Consider the following 18,490-nt stretch of genomic DNA (forward strand, 5'->3'; position numbering starts at 1 on the left):
GGCGGACCGCGAATAATGATGTCGATTCTCATCATTTACACGACCAAATATCGCCTCGGCGGGCATCAATTCCCGGTCGTTGCCGAGACGATGGCTGAGGAGAAGCGGCAAGCGGGCTTCGACGTCGTCACGCGTGCGGTCGAGGCGAAACGCGACGTTCTGCACGCCATCGCGGACATTCGCGACACCGGCAATACGATCAAGGAGTTCATTTTTGTCGGCCATTCGGGAATGTACGGACCGATGTTTGGCACTGTGGCGTTTCCCGAGCAGTTCTCGCCCTACGAGTGGGAACAGATGGAGATACCGTTTGCGGATGATGCTTCCGCCTCCTTTTATTGCTGCCGATCGGCGCGTTGGTTTGCTCCGTTCTTTGCACGGACGTTCAACGTGCCGGCGTACGGCTTCTTTTGGTACACGACATTCTCGCGGAGCAAGACGAAGTTCGTCTCCGCCGGTGACAGCACGGCCGGGCCGCTCTACACGATCGGCTGCAAGGGTCGCAAATCGCACGGCTTTGTCGGTGCGGCCAAAAAGCGTCTCGGATTCGAGGCCGCTGAGGTGATGAAACGCTTCGAGCCGCGGCCGCCGGACGGTGACACCTCCTACGATCACGTGGCGGAATTATACGACGCGGCGTTTCAGGACATTCGCGTGCGGCAGGACGAGTGGAGTTGGCTCAACCGTCACCTGCCCGACGGCAAGATCGACGTCCTCGACATCGGCTGCGGGAATGGCGCATTGCTCAACGCACTCGCCGACCGCCTGAACTCAGGTACTGGCGTTGACGAATCGGCAAAGATCATCGAGCGGGCAAGGATCAAAAATTCTGAGATCTCAAATTTGAAATTTGAAATTATAAAAGGTCCTGTCCTGCCGTTCCCCGACGACTCGTTCGACTGCGTCATCTCGCTGATGTCGTTTCGCTATCTCGATTGGGACCCGCTGCTGGCCGAGATCAAACGCGTGACGCGGCCCGGCGGGAAGTTTCTCATTATCGACATGGTCACCGTGCCGGTGGCGATCCGCGAATATCCCCGGCTGCTCAGCGATAAGCTGCGGACGATGAAGAATCAGAAGGCGAACGCGCGATTCGACGCTGCCCTAAAAAAACTCGTCGCTCATCCCGACTGGAAAAAGATGCTCGAATACAACCCGATCCGCTCCGAACACGAGATGAAATGGTACCTCGAAAGCCGCTTTGCCGGGCAAAAGATGGAGATCCTCAACATGGCTTGGCACTCGCGGATCGTGGCCTTTGACAGCGGCCCGGTCGAATCAGGCGTCGAGGCGCGGTTGACGTATCCGTAAAAATATAACCGCGAAAATACGCGGAACACGCAAAAAAGGAAAGAGGCTGACAAACACCTTGGCCGTGAATGAGCGATCCTATTTAGCGTTTTTAGCGTGTTTCGCGGTTAAATTCTTCTTATGCGGCTCGGCATCATCGACTGGGGCATCGGCGGCGTCAGTATTTATAAGCTCATGAAAGAGCGGCTCGGCGACATTCCGGTCACGTATTTTTCCGATACTGGCGTGACGCCTTATGGCAAAATGTTACGTGCGGAATTAGTCGCGAGGCTAAACGACGTCATCCGCTTTCTGAAAGCAAAGGGCGTGACGCACATCGTGATCGGCTGCAACGCGGCGAGCACGGCCTTGCCGTATCTCGACAAATCGGGCGTCAAGATCGAAGGCGTCATCGAGCCCGCGATCGCCTTGACTGCCAAGCTCAGACCAAAAAAACTTGGTGTCATCGGCGGGCGTCGAACGATACTTTCAGGCGTTTACCGGCGTGGATTCAACGAGCGAGGCGTTAACGTAGCTCAGCGTATCGCTCAGCCGTTGTCCGGCATGATCGAGAGCGGCGACACGTCGTCAACCGCCCTCATGAATGAATCGAGACGCATCCTAACGCCGCTGCGCAACTGCTCACACATCCTGCTCGCCTGCACACACTATCCCGCGATCACGCCGGTCCTGCGCCAGTCCGTGTCGCATGAAACAACATTCATCGACCCAGCCGCCGAGATGGTGAGAATTGTAGCAAAGTGGAAACTGCCGCCCGGCGGCCGAGATGAATTCCTAACCTCCGGCGACCCCGACGCAATGCAGCGGGCCGCCGAAAACGCATTTGGCGTCACGATCACGGTCGCGTCGTCGGCGTAAGCGTCAATGTGGGCGGGCCGATCGTCCAGCCTTGGCCTGTCCCGTAAACTTTGCCTTCCTTACATTTCGGACTCTGCGGGACGAAGGTCTTGCTCTCCTTGTCGGGGTTCTTCTTGTATTTGTCGTCACGCGTGAAATAGATGAATATGATCTTTGTAATATCGTCATCCTTCGCGTCCGTGAGGTTGTCCTTACCGCCGACCGTGCATGTTTCGTTGCGGTGGCAGCTAACTTCCTTTACATTCTCGGTCTTCCATTTGCCGCTGTTTCGGTTATAGAACTTGACCTTGTCGATGTATATGGAAGGTTCGTTCAAATTATGCCGGAGATTAAAGGAAACGTTCTTGCACGCGTCGCCAAGCAGTGTCGGGCTGGTCTGGCTCGATGCATCTGACGAGCCCGCGATCGTCCAACCCTGTCCGTGGCCATACTCCTTCTCGGCGCGGCAGACAGGATCGGTCGGCGAAAACGCCTGGCTCTCGTGCCGTGTATTGCTGTTCACGTCCTGATAAACAAAGACGACCTTTGTCAGGCGGTTGCCCTCGGCGTCGGCCAGGTCTTCGCCCTTCCAATTGAACAGGCCGTTTCCGCCGATGGTGCACGCTGCCCCTTTCTCGCATCTTGCTGCGGCGTTCGTGATGTCCTCGGTCTTCCAGGCGCCTTTGGTCGCGTCATAGTACTTGACCTGCTTGATCTCGATGGCAACATTGCGCCCGTTAGTGACTCGAAACGTGACGTTCTTGCACGCGTCCATAGTCACCATGACATCACCGTCGTCCACCGGCCAGGCAGTCCCGGCGGACATTACTGCAACGACAAAAAGAGCGATCAGTGACAATCTTGTTCTCAGCATCTTTCTTCTCCTTGTGAAACGGATTTGAGTTTATGGTATCAAACGAGCGGCTCGAGCGTAACCTGCAAATTATGCCGTTTCATCCGTTCCATAGCTGGACGGCGAGTGTTGCCGTCGAGGTAGAACTATGAAACAGATCATCGGAATGATAATGGTCCTCGTCGCGGGCGTCGTGAACGCGGCAATCGCCGGGCAGCTTCCTGTCGGAAACTGGCGGCTCGTCAAATACGATTTTGGCAACGGATTCTTTAAGCCGCTCGACAGCCAGCCGATCACGTTCAACGTTAACCGCAATGGCGGCGTTGGCGGCAACACCGGCTGTAACGTGTATGGCGGTGATTACACCTACGAGAAAGGCAAGTTCAGGGTGCACGACCTGATCCAAACGATGATGGCCTGCGAGGACCCGACGCCGGGATTTGAGGGAAAATATCTTGACGTGCTGAGGTCGGCGACCGAGTTTCGCGTGAGAAGATCAACGCTCTTTGTTGAGGACAAAGCGAGGAAGCGGAAGATCGAATTCGTTAGGGTGTTTGATTCGGACTAGGCGTTTCCGGGTGGCCCGCAAACAGCAGATACGAATACATTACCAGGCCCGTGCCGATGCCGGTCGCGACCTTGAGCAAAGCGGGCAGGCCCGACGGTGAGATAAATCCTTCGATGACACCTGCGATCACCAGAAAGCACGCGCAGCCGATAACGATCTTTGCGGCCTCGACACTTTTCCTTTTTAATGCCTGAGCGCGTGTCAGATCGCTCGGGTCGATGATCGCGTAGCCGATCATCATTCCTGCACCGCCGCAGAAAAAAATGCACGACAGCTCGATCACACCGTGGCCGACGACAAACGAGGCCAGAGCGTTGCCGAACGGCGGATTAAGTTTGTAGCAGGCACCAAAAACACTGCCGAGCCGCGCGCCCTCAAACGCCAGATCGTAAAACGAGCCGATCCCGAGAAAGACGCCCATCGCAAAAACACGAAACGTCACAAGGATATTATTCGAGAGGATCTGTGTCGCTCCGATCTGGTTTGCTTCGTTCAGGCTAAGCCACCATTGTTCGTTCGATGCTATTTGGTCCGTCACGCCCGACAACATCACAAAGTGCGTAAAATCCGTGTCTATCCATGTCGCGACAAAACCAAACACGGCAAAGCCCAGATACAGGCCAAACGCCACGGCCATATAACGCCAGTTCCTTCGCCATATTCTCGGAAGTTCCTCGGCAAAGAACCGCACAATGAGCCCCGCGCCGTTGCTCTCTGCCCGGTAGATCCGCCCGTGAGCCCTGATAACCAGACTGTTCAGATAGTTGATGAGTTTCGGGTCGCGTGTCTCAGCCCTAGCAATTGCCAGGTCCGCCGCCGCCCGCCGATACAGCTCGCCAAACTCATGCACCTCAAGCCGCGACAGCCGCCGAAGCCCGCCCGCCGCCTGCAGCTCAAGCAACTCCTCAAGCCGCTGCCAATTGTCCTTCCGCTTGTCTAGGAAACGGTTCACTCGATTGAATTCTAGATTTTGGCTTTTCGAATCGCAATCTCTAGAATCGAGACTTACCGCCAATGTCAGAAGAGGTCCGCAAATATCATGAGGAAGACGAGATCGGCAAGACCTACGATCTTCGCGTTGCGCGGCGTTTGCTGCGATACCTAAGGCCCTATTGGGCGATGGCCGCAGGGGCATTGGGCCTGACGCTCGCGACCAACATCCTGATCTCGACGCAGCCGTATTTCACAAAGATGGCTGTGGATGATTACATCACGCCAAAACAGGTGGACGGTGTGTGGCTGTTTGCGTTGGCGTTCTTTGGTGTCTTTCTGTTTCGGTTCATTTTTTCTTACGCTCAGGAGGTGCTCCTCAACAACGTCGGTCAGCGCGTGATGTTTGACCTCAGGACCGAGCTTTTTACAAAGCTCCAGCGGCAGGAGGTCGCGTATTTTGACAAGTATCCCGTGGGCCGCACGATGACGCGGCTGACGTCGGATGTCGATGCATTGAACGAACTGTTCACGTCCGGCGTGATCGATGTTCTCGGTGATCTGGTTGTTATTTTTGCGATCGTCGGGATCATGTTCTGGCTCGACTGGAAGCTCGCGCTCGTGTCGCTCGTGACCGTGCCGCTGCTTTTCTTTGCGACTAACTGGTTTCGAAAGCACGCCCGCCGCGGCTTTGACCGTGTTCGGACCCGAAACGCACGCATGAATGCCTTTTTGCAGGAATACCTCTCAGGCGCCCAGACGGTGCAGCTTTTCAATGCCGAACGCAAAGCGATGGGCCGCTTTCGCGAGATCAACGACGATTACCGGAACGCAAATATCGAGACGATCTTTTACTACGCGGTCTTTTATCCGCTGGTAGATTTTATCGGTGCGGTTGGTATTGCCGTGGTCATCTTTGCCTTCGGATACGAAACGCTAAGCGGCATCTCGGCCGCGGGGGCGGCCCTGACGGTAGGCATTTTGGCTAGCTTCATACAGTATTCGCTCCAGTTATTTCAGCCGATCCGTGACCTGTCGGACAAGTTCAATGTGCTGCAGGCAGCCATTGTGGCGTCGCATCGGATATTTGTTCTCCTCGATCGTGATGTCGAGGTCACGTCGCCGGCCAAGCCCGCCGCGGCCGGCAAGACCGTCGGTAAGATCGAATTCCGCAATGTCTGGTTCGCCTACAACGACGAGGATTGGGTGCTCAAGGACGTATCTTTCACGGCCGAGCCGGGCGAGAGCATCGCTCTGGTCGGTCACACAGGCTCGGGCAAGACGACGATCACGAACCTCATCATGCGGTTCTACGACGTGCAAAAGGGAAGTATCCTCATCGACGGCGTAGATGTGCGCGAATGGAACCTGAACGATCTGAGGTCGAGCTTTGCCGTCGTGCTGCAGGACGTATTTCTTTTCAGCGGGACGATCGAGGACAACATTCGCCTTGGCAGCGAGGCGATCACGCAGGAGCGCGTTCGCTGGGCCGCGAGCGAGGTGCACGCTGATGAATTCGTCACGCGGCTCGAACGCGGCTACGACTCACCCGTCGGCGAACGCGGCGCAGGCCTGTCGGTCGGGCAGAAACAGTTGATCTCGTTTGCCCGTGCTCTTGCTTTTGACCCGAAGATACTCGTGCTCGACGAGGCCACGAGCAGCATCGACACGGAGACCGAACAGCTTATTCAACAAGCAGTTACACGCGTTATGGCGGGTCGCTCGTCGCTCGTCGTGGCGCATCGGCTCTCAACCATCCAGCGCTGTGACCGCATTATCGTGATGCACCACGGCGAGCTCCGCGAGATGGGCACGCACAACGAATTACTGCGCCTGCGAGGCATCTATTGGCGGCTTTATCAACTCCAATACTCTGACGAGCGACTACACATATCTTCGGACGCCCTCAGCGATACGGCCGGGCTCGATCCGGGCTTGGCGACGTGAATGTCTTCGGGATTTGTGATGGTTCGGCGTATAATAATCGGTTGGACACTGTAATGCTGGAGAAAGGGAACGTGGCGGAAACCGAGCCGGATTGCCCATGGGCGGGCAAGGCGATCACCGTCGAACGCGTGGCCGACGCGCGGCTGCCGACCGAGATCGGCGAGTTTAGAATCGCGGGTTACCGGTCGCTTACGAGCGACGAGGAGTTTGTCGCTATCTACAAGGGCGATCTCGACGGTGAGACGCCTACGCTGGTTCGCATACATTCGCAATGCCTGACGGGTGACGTTTTCGGTTCGGTAAAGTGCGATTGCGGCCCGCAGCTTCATCGGGCGATGGAGATGATCGAGGCGGAGGGCCGCGGTGCGATCGTTTACCAGCAGCAGGAAGGCCGCGGTATCGGCATTATCAACAAGATTCGCGCCTACGAGTTGCAGGATCAGGGAGCTGATACGGTCGAGGCGAATCAGAAACTCGGCTTTGCCGTTGACGCTCGCGACTATCGCCAATGCGCCGAGGTCCTCTTCGATCTCGGCCTCTGCAAGGTCAAGGTGATCTCCAATAACCCCGACAAACTCCGCGCCCTCGAGGCCGCCGGTATGCGTATCGTCGAACGTATCCCGATCGAGGTCGAAACTGAGGAGCCGGCGGCACATTACTTGCGTACAAAAAAAGAAAAAATGGGTCATTTGTTGGGCGCTTTGAACCCATAGTCGTTTAGTGCAGTTAAATGAAGAGGGACGCAAACCCATGAATTATTTCACTAATTCCGAGTAACATATTGGATGAAGGTTATGAGAACGATGAAGATCGCACTGATATTGTGCTTTGTACTGGTCGCGTTCAATGAGGTTCGCGCACAGCGTCCGACTGAGCGAGTCATATCAAACAACATAGAGGGAACCGTTCTCGACGAGAATAGAAGACCCGTCGTTAATGCATTTGTAGAGCTTTACAGCAATCTAGGCACATTGATCGGAAATCAGCGCACAACCTCCGGAGGACGCTTTTCGTTTAGAAGACTTGGCCCAGGAAGATATTTGGTTACGGTTAAGCCTTTTATGACGAATCTTCTCGAAGAATCAGAGACTGTTGAAATCAGCAATCAGTTTGGGCTAAGTGAAACTGCCTTTCTCGATTTCCGGCTCAAGGTCGACAAGCGGTTCCTGCCCTCAAGCCCGACGATCACAGACGTAGTTTTCGCTCAGGCCGTACCGGATGAAGCCAAGCGACATTTCAGGTTGGGGATCGACAAGCTGAGATCCGATCGCGTGCGAGGACTTGCGGATCTTGAAGAGGCCATCAGGTTGTTTCCGGACTATTTTGACGCGCTGACCGCACTCGGAAAGGCGCATATTCTGGACAGCATGTACGAGAAGGGGTATCCGTATTTGCTTAGGGCAATTGACGTAAATCAAAAGTGTGCAGACTGTTACTACAGTCTCGCACTTGCATTCTATAAACTCGACCAGCAGCCGGCAGCAGTAAGAGCGATCGACGCTGCGGCATTCCTTCAGCCACAAGCGATCCATGTGCGACTCCTGCAAGGAATCATTCTTCATGCGGCGAATGACCTGCAAAGGGCGGAGGCGGCACTATTGGCCGCAAAGTCCATGTCAAAAGAGCCGAACTCTGACATCCATTATTATCTTGCATTGGTTTACAACAAGCAGGGTCGAAACGATGAGGCCGCGGAAGAATTGGAGCGATATCTGAAAGCTGATAAGCAGATCTCAGATCTAAAAAAACAAGAGACAAAAGCTCTAATCAAGAAACTCCGAAAGCCTGGGGAAAATTGAATTTCTCCTATCTATTTGAAGTTTATCCAAAATATTGAATGAGTTCATGCTGCGTTTCAATTTTCAATTTATTTCCACACTTCTAATGCATTGAAACAACAGTAGTTAGGGGCTTCTTGTTTGAGCGTTTTTTTGGCACTCAATTTGCATATAATCAATTCGCAAATGGTTTAGCACCATGAAATGGCTGCTTGGTTCTACGTAAGCAGGCACAAGACAGATCTAAGACTTATAAGGAGAAAGAAAAATGAGTAACACAATCAAGACCATCTTCTCTGTGCTATTCGTGTTCGTTCTGGCCTCTGCAATTGCATATGGACAGAGCGTCTCGGGTGCGTTGGAAGGGACGGTCATGGACGATAAGGGGGCGGTTGTTCCGGGCGCGACCGTAACGGCTACGGGTGTGAACACAGCGTTCAACCAGTCTGTCGTTGCAGATAGCAATGGAATGTATCGTTTCCCTCGCCTTCCGGCCGGACTTTATTCGGTAAAGGTCGCACCAATCAAAGGGTTTGCAGAAAAGACGGTGTCCACATCAGTTGTATCGGAGAAAACTACAACTGCCGACTTTTCACTGTCAATAGGCGTGGCCACGGTCGACGTTCAAGTTGATGCTGATCCGCTCGGCAAGGTCGTCGACTCGTCGGACAGCAAGGTCCAAACAGTCGTCACTAGCCGATTGATGGAGAAGCTCCCAACGGGGACCAGTTTCAATTCGATCCTTACCGCCTCACCTTCGGTTCGCAGCGAATCGCTTACCGGCGGCTTCCAGGTCGACGGCGCGAGTAAAGCCGAGAACGCCTGGATCATTGACGGACAGGATGTGACGAACCATCGTTACGGCACGCAGGGCCGGAACGAGGGTGCAAATACGAACAATATTCCTATCGCTCTGGTCAAGGAAGTCCAGATCAAGACATCGGGTTTTGAAGCTGAGCATGGCGGTGCCTCGGGCGCTGTGATCGTGGTTGCCACCAAATCAGGCACCAACGCATTGCACGGCGAATTCGGCGCACAGTTCCGCCCATCGAACCTTCAATCGGATCCGCGTCTGATCGACCAGAACTCTTACTATTTTACGGGCAGCCAGACTGCTCCGCAGGGCATCTTTAAGCTCCCGAGACCCCCACTGGACGACTCTCTGAATTTTGACCCTACTGCTTCACTTGGCGGGCCGATCATTAAGAATCATCTATGGTTTTACGGGATATATTCACCGCAGATTTCCAACGCAAGAAGAACGACCAAGTTCTACAATTTTTCATCAGCAACGAACACCATCGTTCCGAATCCTACGTATTCTGATGAAGTTTACGACGTTGAAAACCGCTATGAGTATGTAATGGGACGCCTGGACTACTCGATCTTTAACAATCTGACCGGGTTTACCAGCTTTTTGTGGAACCCGTTAATTGTAAACGGAGCTTTTCCGTTTGGGGCACAGGCGATCGACGTAAACGGCAATCCGGGCCAGCTTGGATATGCATTAAGAGGCCCTGATCTTTACAGACTGAAGGGCGGCCGCAACAATTCAAACGTTTTCAATACTCAGCTTGCCTGGAATCCAGCCTCATGGTTTATTCTTTCGGGACGCTATGGACACGGTTTTGAAAACGCAAAGACGGATGGTTATGCGGCCAACGACACCTCGCCGACGCGTTATATCTGTCAGGGGACAAATGGCTCGCTTCCTTACACACAAGGTGCAACAGGGTGTAGTTTTGGTTTCCAGAACACAGCCTCGAACGTTGGCTTTAACAACGGCGAGGTGTCGAAGCGAAATACATACAACCTCGATTCCGGTTTCTTTTTCAATGGACTTGGCCGACACCACCTCAAGGTCGGATATGAGTATCAGAAAACAGCCGTCCTCCTCGATCGTAAGAATTTCCACAATACACAACTGTTCTACGGACGTAATCCGAACAATTTCGCAAGCAACATTGACGGTTCGTGTTGGTTTGACGGCGACCCGTCCACAAACAATGGTCCCAATGAGTGTATCGGTTACGGTGTAACAACACGCTATGAGGAAAGTGGCGGCGCAGCCAGCACATCCCATGCCATTTACTTTCAAGACAAATGGACTATCGGTCGCCTAACGCTTAACCTCGGTGTGCGTACGGAAACTGAGAACCTTCCCGCATTCGGAAGCCTTGGCGGCGCGGGCACTCTTACCGGCGACGCCATAACGATTCCGTTCGCACGGAAAACGGTTCCCAGGATGGGTGCCTCTTACGATCTTTTCGGCAACGGAAAGGCTCGTATCTTTGGCAGCTGGGGAATCTTCTCCGATCGTATGAAGTTTGAATCGCCGATCGGATCATTTGGCGGTTCATTCTATACGAGGGATTACTACCCGATCCTTGCGCAGAATCCGCTGTATACCTACTATACAGATGCGGTTGTTCTTGGCGGCTGGGACTATTATAGGCACGGACACGGCGACCCGTCGACGCTCGGCGGCCTATCGCAGACCCATTTCGATTTCCGTCCACCGTCAAACATTACTCCGGAGCAGGCTCTCAAGATCTTCGGATACGAACTTTATGGAGTCGATCCTAAGTTGAAGCCTTTCAAACAGCAGGAGTTTTCGGCCGGCTTTGAAACTGAGCTATGGAAAGACTATGTCTTCTCTGCTCGCTACATCAGAAAGAATGTTCTGACGACTATCGAGGACATTGGATACTTCTGGGATGCCTTCTATATTCAGGGCAATCCGGGTGAAGGCAAAGCTAAGGAACAGGCGGAAGCCTTGGGAGTTGACTATATGCAGAAGCCCGAGCGTGTTTACAACGGGCTGCAGTTTGAGTTCACAAGGCGATTCTCTAAGAAGTACTTCTACAGCACCAACTATACCTGGAGCCGCTTGTTCGGTAACTATGCCGGCCTTGCCGCTTCAGAGTATTGGGACGGCGGAGCTACTAATGGCTCGAGCGCGACCCGCTCATCACCGGGCGTAAACCGCTATTGGGATTGGACCATCGCCGGCTATACATCAGAGGGTAAGCCGGATAACGGCCTGCTTCCAACCGACCGAACGCATGTGTTCAGAGCGTCCGGCGGCTACACGTTGGACTGGTTTAACCGCGGAACGAATGAAACACAATTTTCATTCACGCAGGTTATCCAGAGTGGAACACCGCAGACAACCTCAGTCGGGGCTGTTGCCGGTCATTCTTTCAGCATCGTGTTCAAAGAACGCGGCGATCTTGGCCGCACACCGACCTTTAGCAAGACGGACTTCTATGTGTCGCATGCCTACAAGTTCGGACGTGACGGCAGGTTCAAGCTGGTTGGTGATATTACTTTTTCCAACCTGTTCAACCAATCCGCAGTAACGTCAATCGATCCTCGCAGATGGCTCTATCTAACCGAGGTTCAAGAGGGTGCTCTCGAGACTGCGGCAACAGCCGCGGGCTTCTTGGACGGCAGTGAAACGTATGAAGAATATACGATCGGTATGGAGAGATTCATCATAAGCGGCCAGGCTGCTGGCCTCTACGAGGCTTTGGATGGTCTTTCCAACAACCGAAATGCACTGTACGGAAAGCCTAGCTCATACCAAGCCCCACGGGGCATTCGGTTCGGTTTCCGTTTCGTGTTCTAGTCTGATCTAACTGACTGAACAACTTGATGAGGCTATCTGAACAGGTAGCCTCTTTTTTTGTGCTTGGGAAGCCTTGATGTCTCGCCCTAGTCCGAGCATTTGAATATGAAGAGGCGGTTGGATAGCTTATACTCTGCTTTCAAGGCTGGATACGGTTGGTGATACATGATCGAACGAATCTACCGCGACTCAGTTCACAATATAATTTGCGTCAACACGGGCACCGATGAGGGGCGGCTGATCGTGTCGCTGATAGATACGCCGGAGTTTCAGCGGCTGCGGCGGATCAGGCAGCTTGGATTGGCCTATTTTGCCTATCAGTCGGCCGAGCATTCGAGATTCTCGCATAGCTTGGGCGCATATCATCTTGCGGGGCGGATGCTGGCCAAGTTGCGCTCGCGATATGTCATATCTAGCGAAGCTGAGTTGAGCGTCCGTGTAGCCGCGCTCGTGCATGATCTGGGCCACGGGCCGTTTTCGCATGTGATCGAGTCGATCCTTGGCTTTCATCATGAGGACTTTACGATTCAGGCGGTCCTCAGCCGGGAGACGACTGTGGGCCGGCTGCTGCACGAGTATTCGCCGGCGCTGGCTGAGGATGTTGCCTCGATCATTCGGGGCGACTTCGGGCCGAGAGCACTAGGCCAGCTTGTGTCGTCACAGCTCGACGTCGACCGCATGGACTACTTGCTCCGCGATTCGATGATGACGGGGGCAAAGTACGGTATCTACGATCTCGAGTGGGTCATCCGGTCGATAGAGATCGATGAGAACGCGGACCACCTGTATGTAGCCGCCCGCGGCAAATACGCCGTCGAGGATTATTTGCAGGCCCGCTATTATATGTATCGTCAGGTCTATTTTCACCGAACGCTGCGGTCGGCCGAGGCCGTCCTGCGAATGCTGCTCAAGCGGGCGATGGCATTATTTGCGGCCGGCGAGCTTAACTGGGCTGCTGGCGGGACGGCGATGGAGCGAGTATTGGCGGGCGAAAAACTCGATCTGCAGGCGCATCTTGAGCTTGATGACAACGACATTCTCTTCAGCATCAAGCAATGGCGTGGATCCCGCGACACGATCTTGGCCGATCTTGCCGGGCGATTCCTCGACAGGCGGCTCTTCAAGGCATTGGACCTCGACATGCCGGAGGACGAACGCTCGGCCTTTGTTGCCACCGCCCGCGAGGTCGTGGAGAGGGCCGGCTTTGACCCCGACCATTACTTTGTTGAGGATGAGGCCGGCGATGCGCCTTATGCCGTTTACTCAAAACGTTCGTCGGACCCAAAGGACCTGATCTTTGTAGAGGACGGTTATTCGCGGCCTGTCATCCGGGAGATCTCCGAGGTGAGTCCGGCCGTTCGTGGGCTGCAGGAAGGCTATCGCATCCACCGAATTTGCTTCCCGGGCGAGATAAAGGGCGAGATCCTGGCCCGCTACTATGGTTAGGCGTGGAGGAATGTGTTTGCTGCTTCTCGTTGTGTCGTGTGCCCACGCGGCGGCACAGCGATATGCGGTGATCGCCCCGGATGAGGCTCCGGAGAGCCTAACCTTTTCAGAGCGCCTTGCGGTAGGCCTGGCCAGAAACCGCGAAGTGCTCGACGCATCGATGGTAAGGCCGGCATTCTCCGCCACAAGGCCCGACAGCCCTTTCAATATGACGCGCGACGATGCCCAAACCGTAGCGGCCGCCATCGGATGTGATGTGTTCGTCCTGGTCCGCTCTGCAACGGTCCGCCGCAGTTCGTCAGCGAGGCCTGAATACTATGAGTCCGCCGCTTTCGTTTACGTCGTCAGCGCCCGAAGCGGCCGATTGGTCTTGTGGAAAGCGCTAAGGTATGACGCCTCAACACCGACGGATGCAGAGGAAGCTCGCGACCGCGCGGTGCCGTCACTTGCCGAGGAACTACATACTGTCTGGGCCAAGACCGCAAAGGCGGAACGCGCCGAGCTCGAGCCGGCCAGGATGGAGGAAGCACCCGAAGGTGAAGTTCCCAAGAATGAGCGATTTCGCGCTCCGATCCCTTACCGCAGGATCAAGCCCGAATACACCGCCGAGGCAGCATTCTACGATGTGGCCGCCACAGTTGATATTCAGGTGGACCTCGCGGCCGACGGCACAATACTTAGGACCGAGATCGAACGCTGGGCGGGCTTTGGCTTGGATGAATCTGTAGAGCGGGCCGTTCGTTCGATGAATTGGAGGCCCGCCGAACGCAAAGGCAGGCCTCTGCCAATGCGCTTTCTTCTTCGTTACAATTTCAAAGACGCAAAAAACAGGCCCGGAATGCTATAAGGGTTCCGGGCCTGACGAGTGCTCAGCTTTGCCGAGGCTTAGACATCATCATCTCCGTCGGCGTCGATCTTCATCGCTTCGTCAATGTCGAATTCCTCGACCGACTCGTCTTCGAACCCGTCACCGGCGTCAACATCCAGATCACCGTCGCCTTCTAAAAGCTGCCCGACCAGCGGGATGTCGATACCTCCGCGAATATAGTCGCCCATCTCGTCAAACTCATCTTCCTGCTTGCGGTTCTGTGTCGGGTCGTAGGCGATCTCGACGTTACGGTAATGTTTCATTCCGGTGCCGGCCGGAATGAGACGGCCCATAATGACATTCTCCTTCAGGCCACGAAGGTAGTCCACGCGGCCTGAGATCGCCGCCTCGGTAAGGACGCGTGTCGTTTCCTGGAAGCTCGCGGCCGAGATGAATGAATCGGTCGAGAGCGAGGCCTTTGTAATGCCGAGCAGCAGCGGCTCGCCAACCGCAGGCTGTCCGCCCTCGTCGACGACACGGCGATTCTCGGTCTCATATCGGAAGCGATCGACCTGTTCCTCGAGCAGGAATTCGGTATCACCGACCTCTTTGATCTTGACCCAGCGAAGCATCTGTCGAACAATCACCTCGATGTGTTTATCGTTGATGTTCACACCCTGCAGGCGATAAACCTCCTGAATTTCGTTCACAAGGTAGTTCTGCAGAGCTTCCATGCCCAAGACACGCAGGATGTCATGCGGGTTGAGCGGGCCGTCCATCAACGGTTCGCCCGAACGCACACGGTCGTCTTCCTGCACGTTGATGTGCGTGCCGCGCGGAATATCGTATTCGCGTTCGCTGCCATCGTCGCCGATGATCACGATCTTGCGTTTACCCTTTGAGATCGGCCCAAATTTGACCACGCCGTTGATCTCACTCATGACGGCCGTTTCGCCGGGGCGACGTGCCTCAAATAGCTCGACGACACGCGGCAGACCGCCGACGATGTCCTTGGTCTTTGTGGTCTCACGCGGGATCTTTGCGATGATGTCGCCGGCCTTGACCGTGTCGCCGTCGTCGACGATGAGGTTGGCCCGGATCGGCATCTGATAGGTCTTTAGGACCTTGTTGTTGCCGCTGCGGATCTCGATGCGGGGCTGATTCTTCTCGTCTGAGTCTTTGACCACGAGGCGCTTTTGCCCTGTGACCTTATCGATCTCTTCCTCGACCGTCTTGCCCTCTTTGAGGTCCTGATACTTAATCGTCCCCGATTCCTCGGTAAGGATCGCGAAGGTGAACGGGTCCCACGTGACGAGCACATCGTCCTCTTTGACCTTCTGCCCGTCCTTAACGTGGACCTGAGCACCGTAAACGACCTTATAGTGTGCGACCTCGCGGCCGCGATCATCGACGAGAGCGATCTCCGACTGGCGCCGCATGCTGACGAATTCGCCCGCGCGGTTCTTGATGACCTTCATCTCAGAGCTGAACCGAACGGTTCCGTCCATCGCAGCAACGTGTTTAGTTTCCTGTTCAAGCCGTGCAGTGCCGCCGACGTGGAAGGTACGCATCGTAAGCTGCGTGCCGGGTTCGCCGATCGACTGCGCCGCTATCACGCCGACCGCTTCGCCGATCTCGACCGTGTTGCCGGTCGCCAGATTGCGGCCGTAGCACTTTACGCAGACGCCGCGACGTGCCTCGCAGGTCAACGGGCTGCGGATGCGGATACGCTGCAGGCCTGAAAGCTGTATCTGGCCGGCAACCTCCTCAGATATCTCGTCGTTGGCGCTAACGATGAGCGTGGCATCAACCGGGTCGATGACGTCATCAAGTGCCGTATAACCGACGATGCGGTCGCGAAGCGATTCGACCTCTTCACCGTTGCGGATGATGGCCTCGGTCCAGACGCCCTTGAGCGTTCCGCAATCCTCTTCGGAAACGATCACGTCCTGTGCAACGTCCACCAGACGACGCGTGAGGTAGCCTGAGTCAGCGGTCTTAAGGGCGGTATCCGCCAGTCCCTTACGGGCGCCGTGCGTCGAGATAAAGTACTGCAGAACGTCGAGCCCCTCGCGGAAGTTCGCGAGGATAGGATTCTCAATGATCTCGCCCGACGGTTTGGCCATCAGGCCGCGCATGCCGGCCAACTGACGTATCTGGGCGTCAGATCCGCGGGCTCCGGAGTCAGCCATGACGAGGATCGGATTCAGCTCATTCCGTTCCTTCTCACGCGTGTGCATCGCCTTGAACATCTCCTGGGCGACATGGTCCGTAACGTCCGACCAAATGGCCGTAACCTTGTTCGTGCGTTCGAGGTCAGTCATCGTGGCGTCCTCGTACTGCTTGCGAAGCTTTTCGACCTCCTTCAACGCTTTGTCGATGATGCCCTTCTTGCTGGTCGGCGTGACCATATCGTCAATACCGATCGAGACGCCGGCCTTCGTCGCATAGAGGAAGCCCATCGTCTTTAGGTCGTCGAGCAGGGCAACGGTCGCCTCGTCGCCCAAACGCAGCTGCGAATAGGTAACGAGCGACTGCAGGCCCTTTTTCTTGAGCACACCGTTGACGAACGGCAGTCCGTCACGGATCAGGCGTTCGTTAAAGATGACGCGTCCAACGGTCGTGTCGATCACCTGATCGACATTTTCCCGAACGGAGGCACGCAGAACGTCCTGATTGTTGTGTTCGATCGTCAGATCGATCAGGTCGCCTTTGCAGCGGAGCTTGATCTTGGTCTGGGTCTCGACGACGCCTGCGTCAAGCGCCAGCAGAACGTCATCGACCGATGAGAATGCCTTGCCCTCGCCCTTGAGGCCTTCGCGGCCAAGCGTCAGGTAGTAACACCCGAGGACGATGTCCTGCGACGGCACGGCTATCGGCTGGCCGCTCGCCGGGCTGCGAAGGTTCCTTGACGCAAGCATCAACACGCTCGCCTCGATCTGTGCCTCGGCCGACAGCGGGATGTGTACAGCCATTTGATCGCCATCAAAGTCGGCGTTGAACGCCGTGCAGACGAGCGGATGGATCTTGATCGCCTTGCCCTCGACCAGAACAGGCTCGAATGCCTGAATGCCTAATCGGTGAAGCGTCGGCGCACGGTTGAGAAGGACCGGATGCTCGCGAATGACATCCTCGAGGATGTCCCAAACGACGGGCTCCTGGCGCTCGACCATTTCGCGTGCCTGCTTGATCGTTGCTGCGTGATCGTCTTTCTCTAACTTATTGTAAATAAATGGCTTAAACAGCTCAAGAGCCATTTTCTTAGGCAGGCCGCACTGATGCAGCTTGAGTTCGGGGCCCACAACGATCACCGAACGGCCCGAGTAATCAACTCGCTTGCCGAGCAGGTTCTGGCGAAAACGTCCCTGCTTGCCCTTTAGTGTGCCCGAGAGCGACTTGAGCGGGCGATTGTTCGCACCGCGAAGCACTCGACCTCGGCGGCCGTTGTCGAACAATGCGTCAACTGCCTCCTGAAGCATCCGCTTTTCATTGCGGACGATGACCTCAGGCGCCTTGAGCTCGATGAGCTTCTTGAGCCGATTGTTCCGGTTGATAACGCGGCGATAGAGGTCGTTGAGATCCGAGGTCGCAAACCGTCCGCCATCGAGCGGCACGAGCGGCCGAAGCTCAGGCGGAATGACCGGGATCACGTCGAGGATCATCCACGTCGGATCATTCTGCGAGCGAAGGAAGGAGTTTGCCACCTTCAGCCGCTTCGAATATTTAAGTTTCTTCTGCTGCGACGTTTCGTCCTTCATCCTCTGACGCAGATCGTCAACCAACTCCAGCACGTCGATCTGGCCCAGCAGGTCTTTGATCGCCTCGGCACCCATCTTGGCGACAAAGCCCGCGGGATAGTCTCGCGTCAGTTCGCGAAAGCGCTCGTCATTAAGGAGGTCTTTTTGCTTTAGATCGGGCACATCGCCCGGATCGACAACGATGTATGTCTCGAAGTAAAGGATCTTCTCGAGATCACGCAGCGTGATATCGAGCAGGTGTCCGATGCGCGACGGCAGGCCCTTAAAGAACCACACGTGCGAGCACGGGCTGGCGAGTTCGATGTGGCCGAGCCGCTCGCGGCGGACCTTGCTCTGCGTGACCTCGACGCCGCATTTGTCGCAGATCACGCCTCGGTGCTTCATCCGCTTGTATTTTCCGCAGAGACATTCCCAATCCGAGACAGGGCCGAAGATGCGGGCACAGAACAGCCCATCGCGCTCCGGTTTGAACGTTCTGTAGTTGATCGTCTCGGGCTTGGTCACCTCGCCGTGCGACCACGAGCGAATACGCTCGGGCGAGGCAAGCGAGATGCGGATAGCCTCGTAGTTTGCGGTCAATTGCGTCTTTGTGCTTTCGTTAAATCGAAACATAAATATATGAG

At 55.3% G+C, this 18,490-nt stretch carries 12 protein-coding genes; 9 read left to right on the top strand and 3 right to left on the bottom strand.

The window, feature by feature from the left end; translation table 11 throughout:
• The first annotated feature begins 15 nt into the window (after positions 1–15).
• A complete protein-coding gene (locus IPM59_05585; protein MBK9215059.1) occupies positions 16–1,311 on the top strand; it encodes a class I SAM-dependent methyltransferase in 1,296 nt (431 codons plus the stop codon).
• Positions 1,312–1,431: 120 nt separating this feature from the next.
• On the top strand, positions 1,432–2,169 hold the full coding sequence (locus IPM59_05590; protein MBK9215060.1) for an aspartate/glutamate racemase family protein: 738 nt from the start codon (positions 1,432–1,434) through the stop codon (positions 2,167–2,169).
• Here IPM59_05590 and IPM59_05595 read toward each other — a convergent pair.
• A complete protein-coding gene (locus IPM59_05595) occupies positions 2,147–3,022 on the bottom strand; it encodes a hypothetical protein (protein ID MBK9215061.1) in 876 nt (291 codons plus the stop codon). The genes IPM59_05590 and IPM59_05595 overlap by 23 nt on opposite strands.
• A gap of 127 nt (positions 3,023–3,149) precedes the next feature.
• Between IPM59_05595 and IPM59_05600 the strand changes: the two genes are divergently transcribed.
• On the top strand, positions 3,150–3,569 hold the full coding sequence (locus tag IPM59_05600) for an META domain-containing protein (protein ID MBK9215062.1): 420 nt from the start codon (positions 3,150–3,152) through the stop codon (positions 3,567–3,569).
• On the opposite strand, the gene IPM59_05605 is transcribed toward IPM59_05600, so the two are convergent.
• Positions 3,547–4,521: a stage II sporulation protein M gene (locus tag IPM59_05605; protein MBK9215063.1), complete on the bottom strand. Its 975-nt coding sequence runs from the start codon at positions 4,519–4,521 to the stop codon at positions 3,547–3,549. The genes IPM59_05600 and IPM59_05605 overlap by 23 nt on opposite strands.
• 62 nt (positions 4,522–4,583) lie before the next feature.
• On the opposite strand from IPM59_05605, the gene IPM59_05610 reads away from it, so the two are divergent.
• The 6 genes from IPM59_05610 (at position 4,584) to IPM59_05635 (ending at position 14,148) form a co-directional block, all read left to right on the top strand.
• On the top strand, positions 4,584–6,446 hold the full coding sequence (locus IPM59_05610) for an ABC transporter ATP-binding protein (GenBank protein MBK9215064.1): 1,863 nt from the start codon (positions 4,584–4,586) through the stop codon (positions 6,444–6,446).
• Between the two features lie 53 nt (positions 6,447–6,499).
• On the top strand, positions 6,500–7,159 hold the full coding sequence (ribA, locus tag IPM59_05615) for a GTP cyclohydrolase II (GenBank protein ID MBK9215065.1): 660 nt from the start codon (positions 6,500–6,502) through the stop codon (positions 7,157–7,159).
• Positions 7,160–7,249: 90 nt separating this feature from the next.
• A complete protein-coding gene (locus IPM59_05620) occupies positions 7,250–8,245 on the top strand; it encodes a carboxypeptidase regulatory-like domain-containing protein (protein ID MBK9215066.1) in 996 nt (331 codons plus the stop codon).
• Positions 8,246–8,492: 247 nt separating this feature from the next.
• A complete protein-coding gene (locus tag IPM59_05625; GenBank protein ID MBK9215067.1) occupies positions 8,493–11,855 on the top strand; it encodes a TonB-dependent receptor in 3,363 nt (1,120 codons plus the stop codon).
• Between the two features lie 165 nt (positions 11,856–12,020).
• Positions 12,021–13,301 (top strand): HD domain-containing protein, encoded by a 1,281-nt coding sequence (locus tag IPM59_05630; GenBank protein ID MBK9215068.1) that lies wholly within the window; start codon positions 12,021–12,023, stop codon positions 13,299–13,301.
• A 16-nt stretch (positions 13,302–13,317) separates the two neighbouring features.
• Positions 13,318–14,148: an energy transducer TonB gene (locus IPM59_05635; protein MBK9215069.1), complete on the top strand. Its 831-nt coding sequence runs from the start codon at positions 13,318–13,320 to the stop codon at positions 14,146–14,148.
• 38 nt (positions 14,149–14,186) lie between these two features.
• On the opposite strand, the gene rpoC is transcribed toward IPM59_05635, so the two are convergent.
• Positions 14,187–18,479: a DNA-directed RNA polymerase subunit beta' gene (rpoC, locus tag IPM59_05640; GenBank protein MBK9215070.1), complete on the bottom strand. Its 4,293-nt coding sequence runs from the start codon at positions 18,477–18,479 to the stop codon at positions 14,187–14,189.
• Between the last annotated feature and the right edge of the window lie 11 nt (positions 18,480–18,490).

This window comes from Chloracidobacterium sp. (genome assembly GCA_016715795.1).
GTDB lineage: Bacteria > Acidobacteriota > Blastocatellia > Pyrinomonadales > Pyrinomonadaceae > OLB17.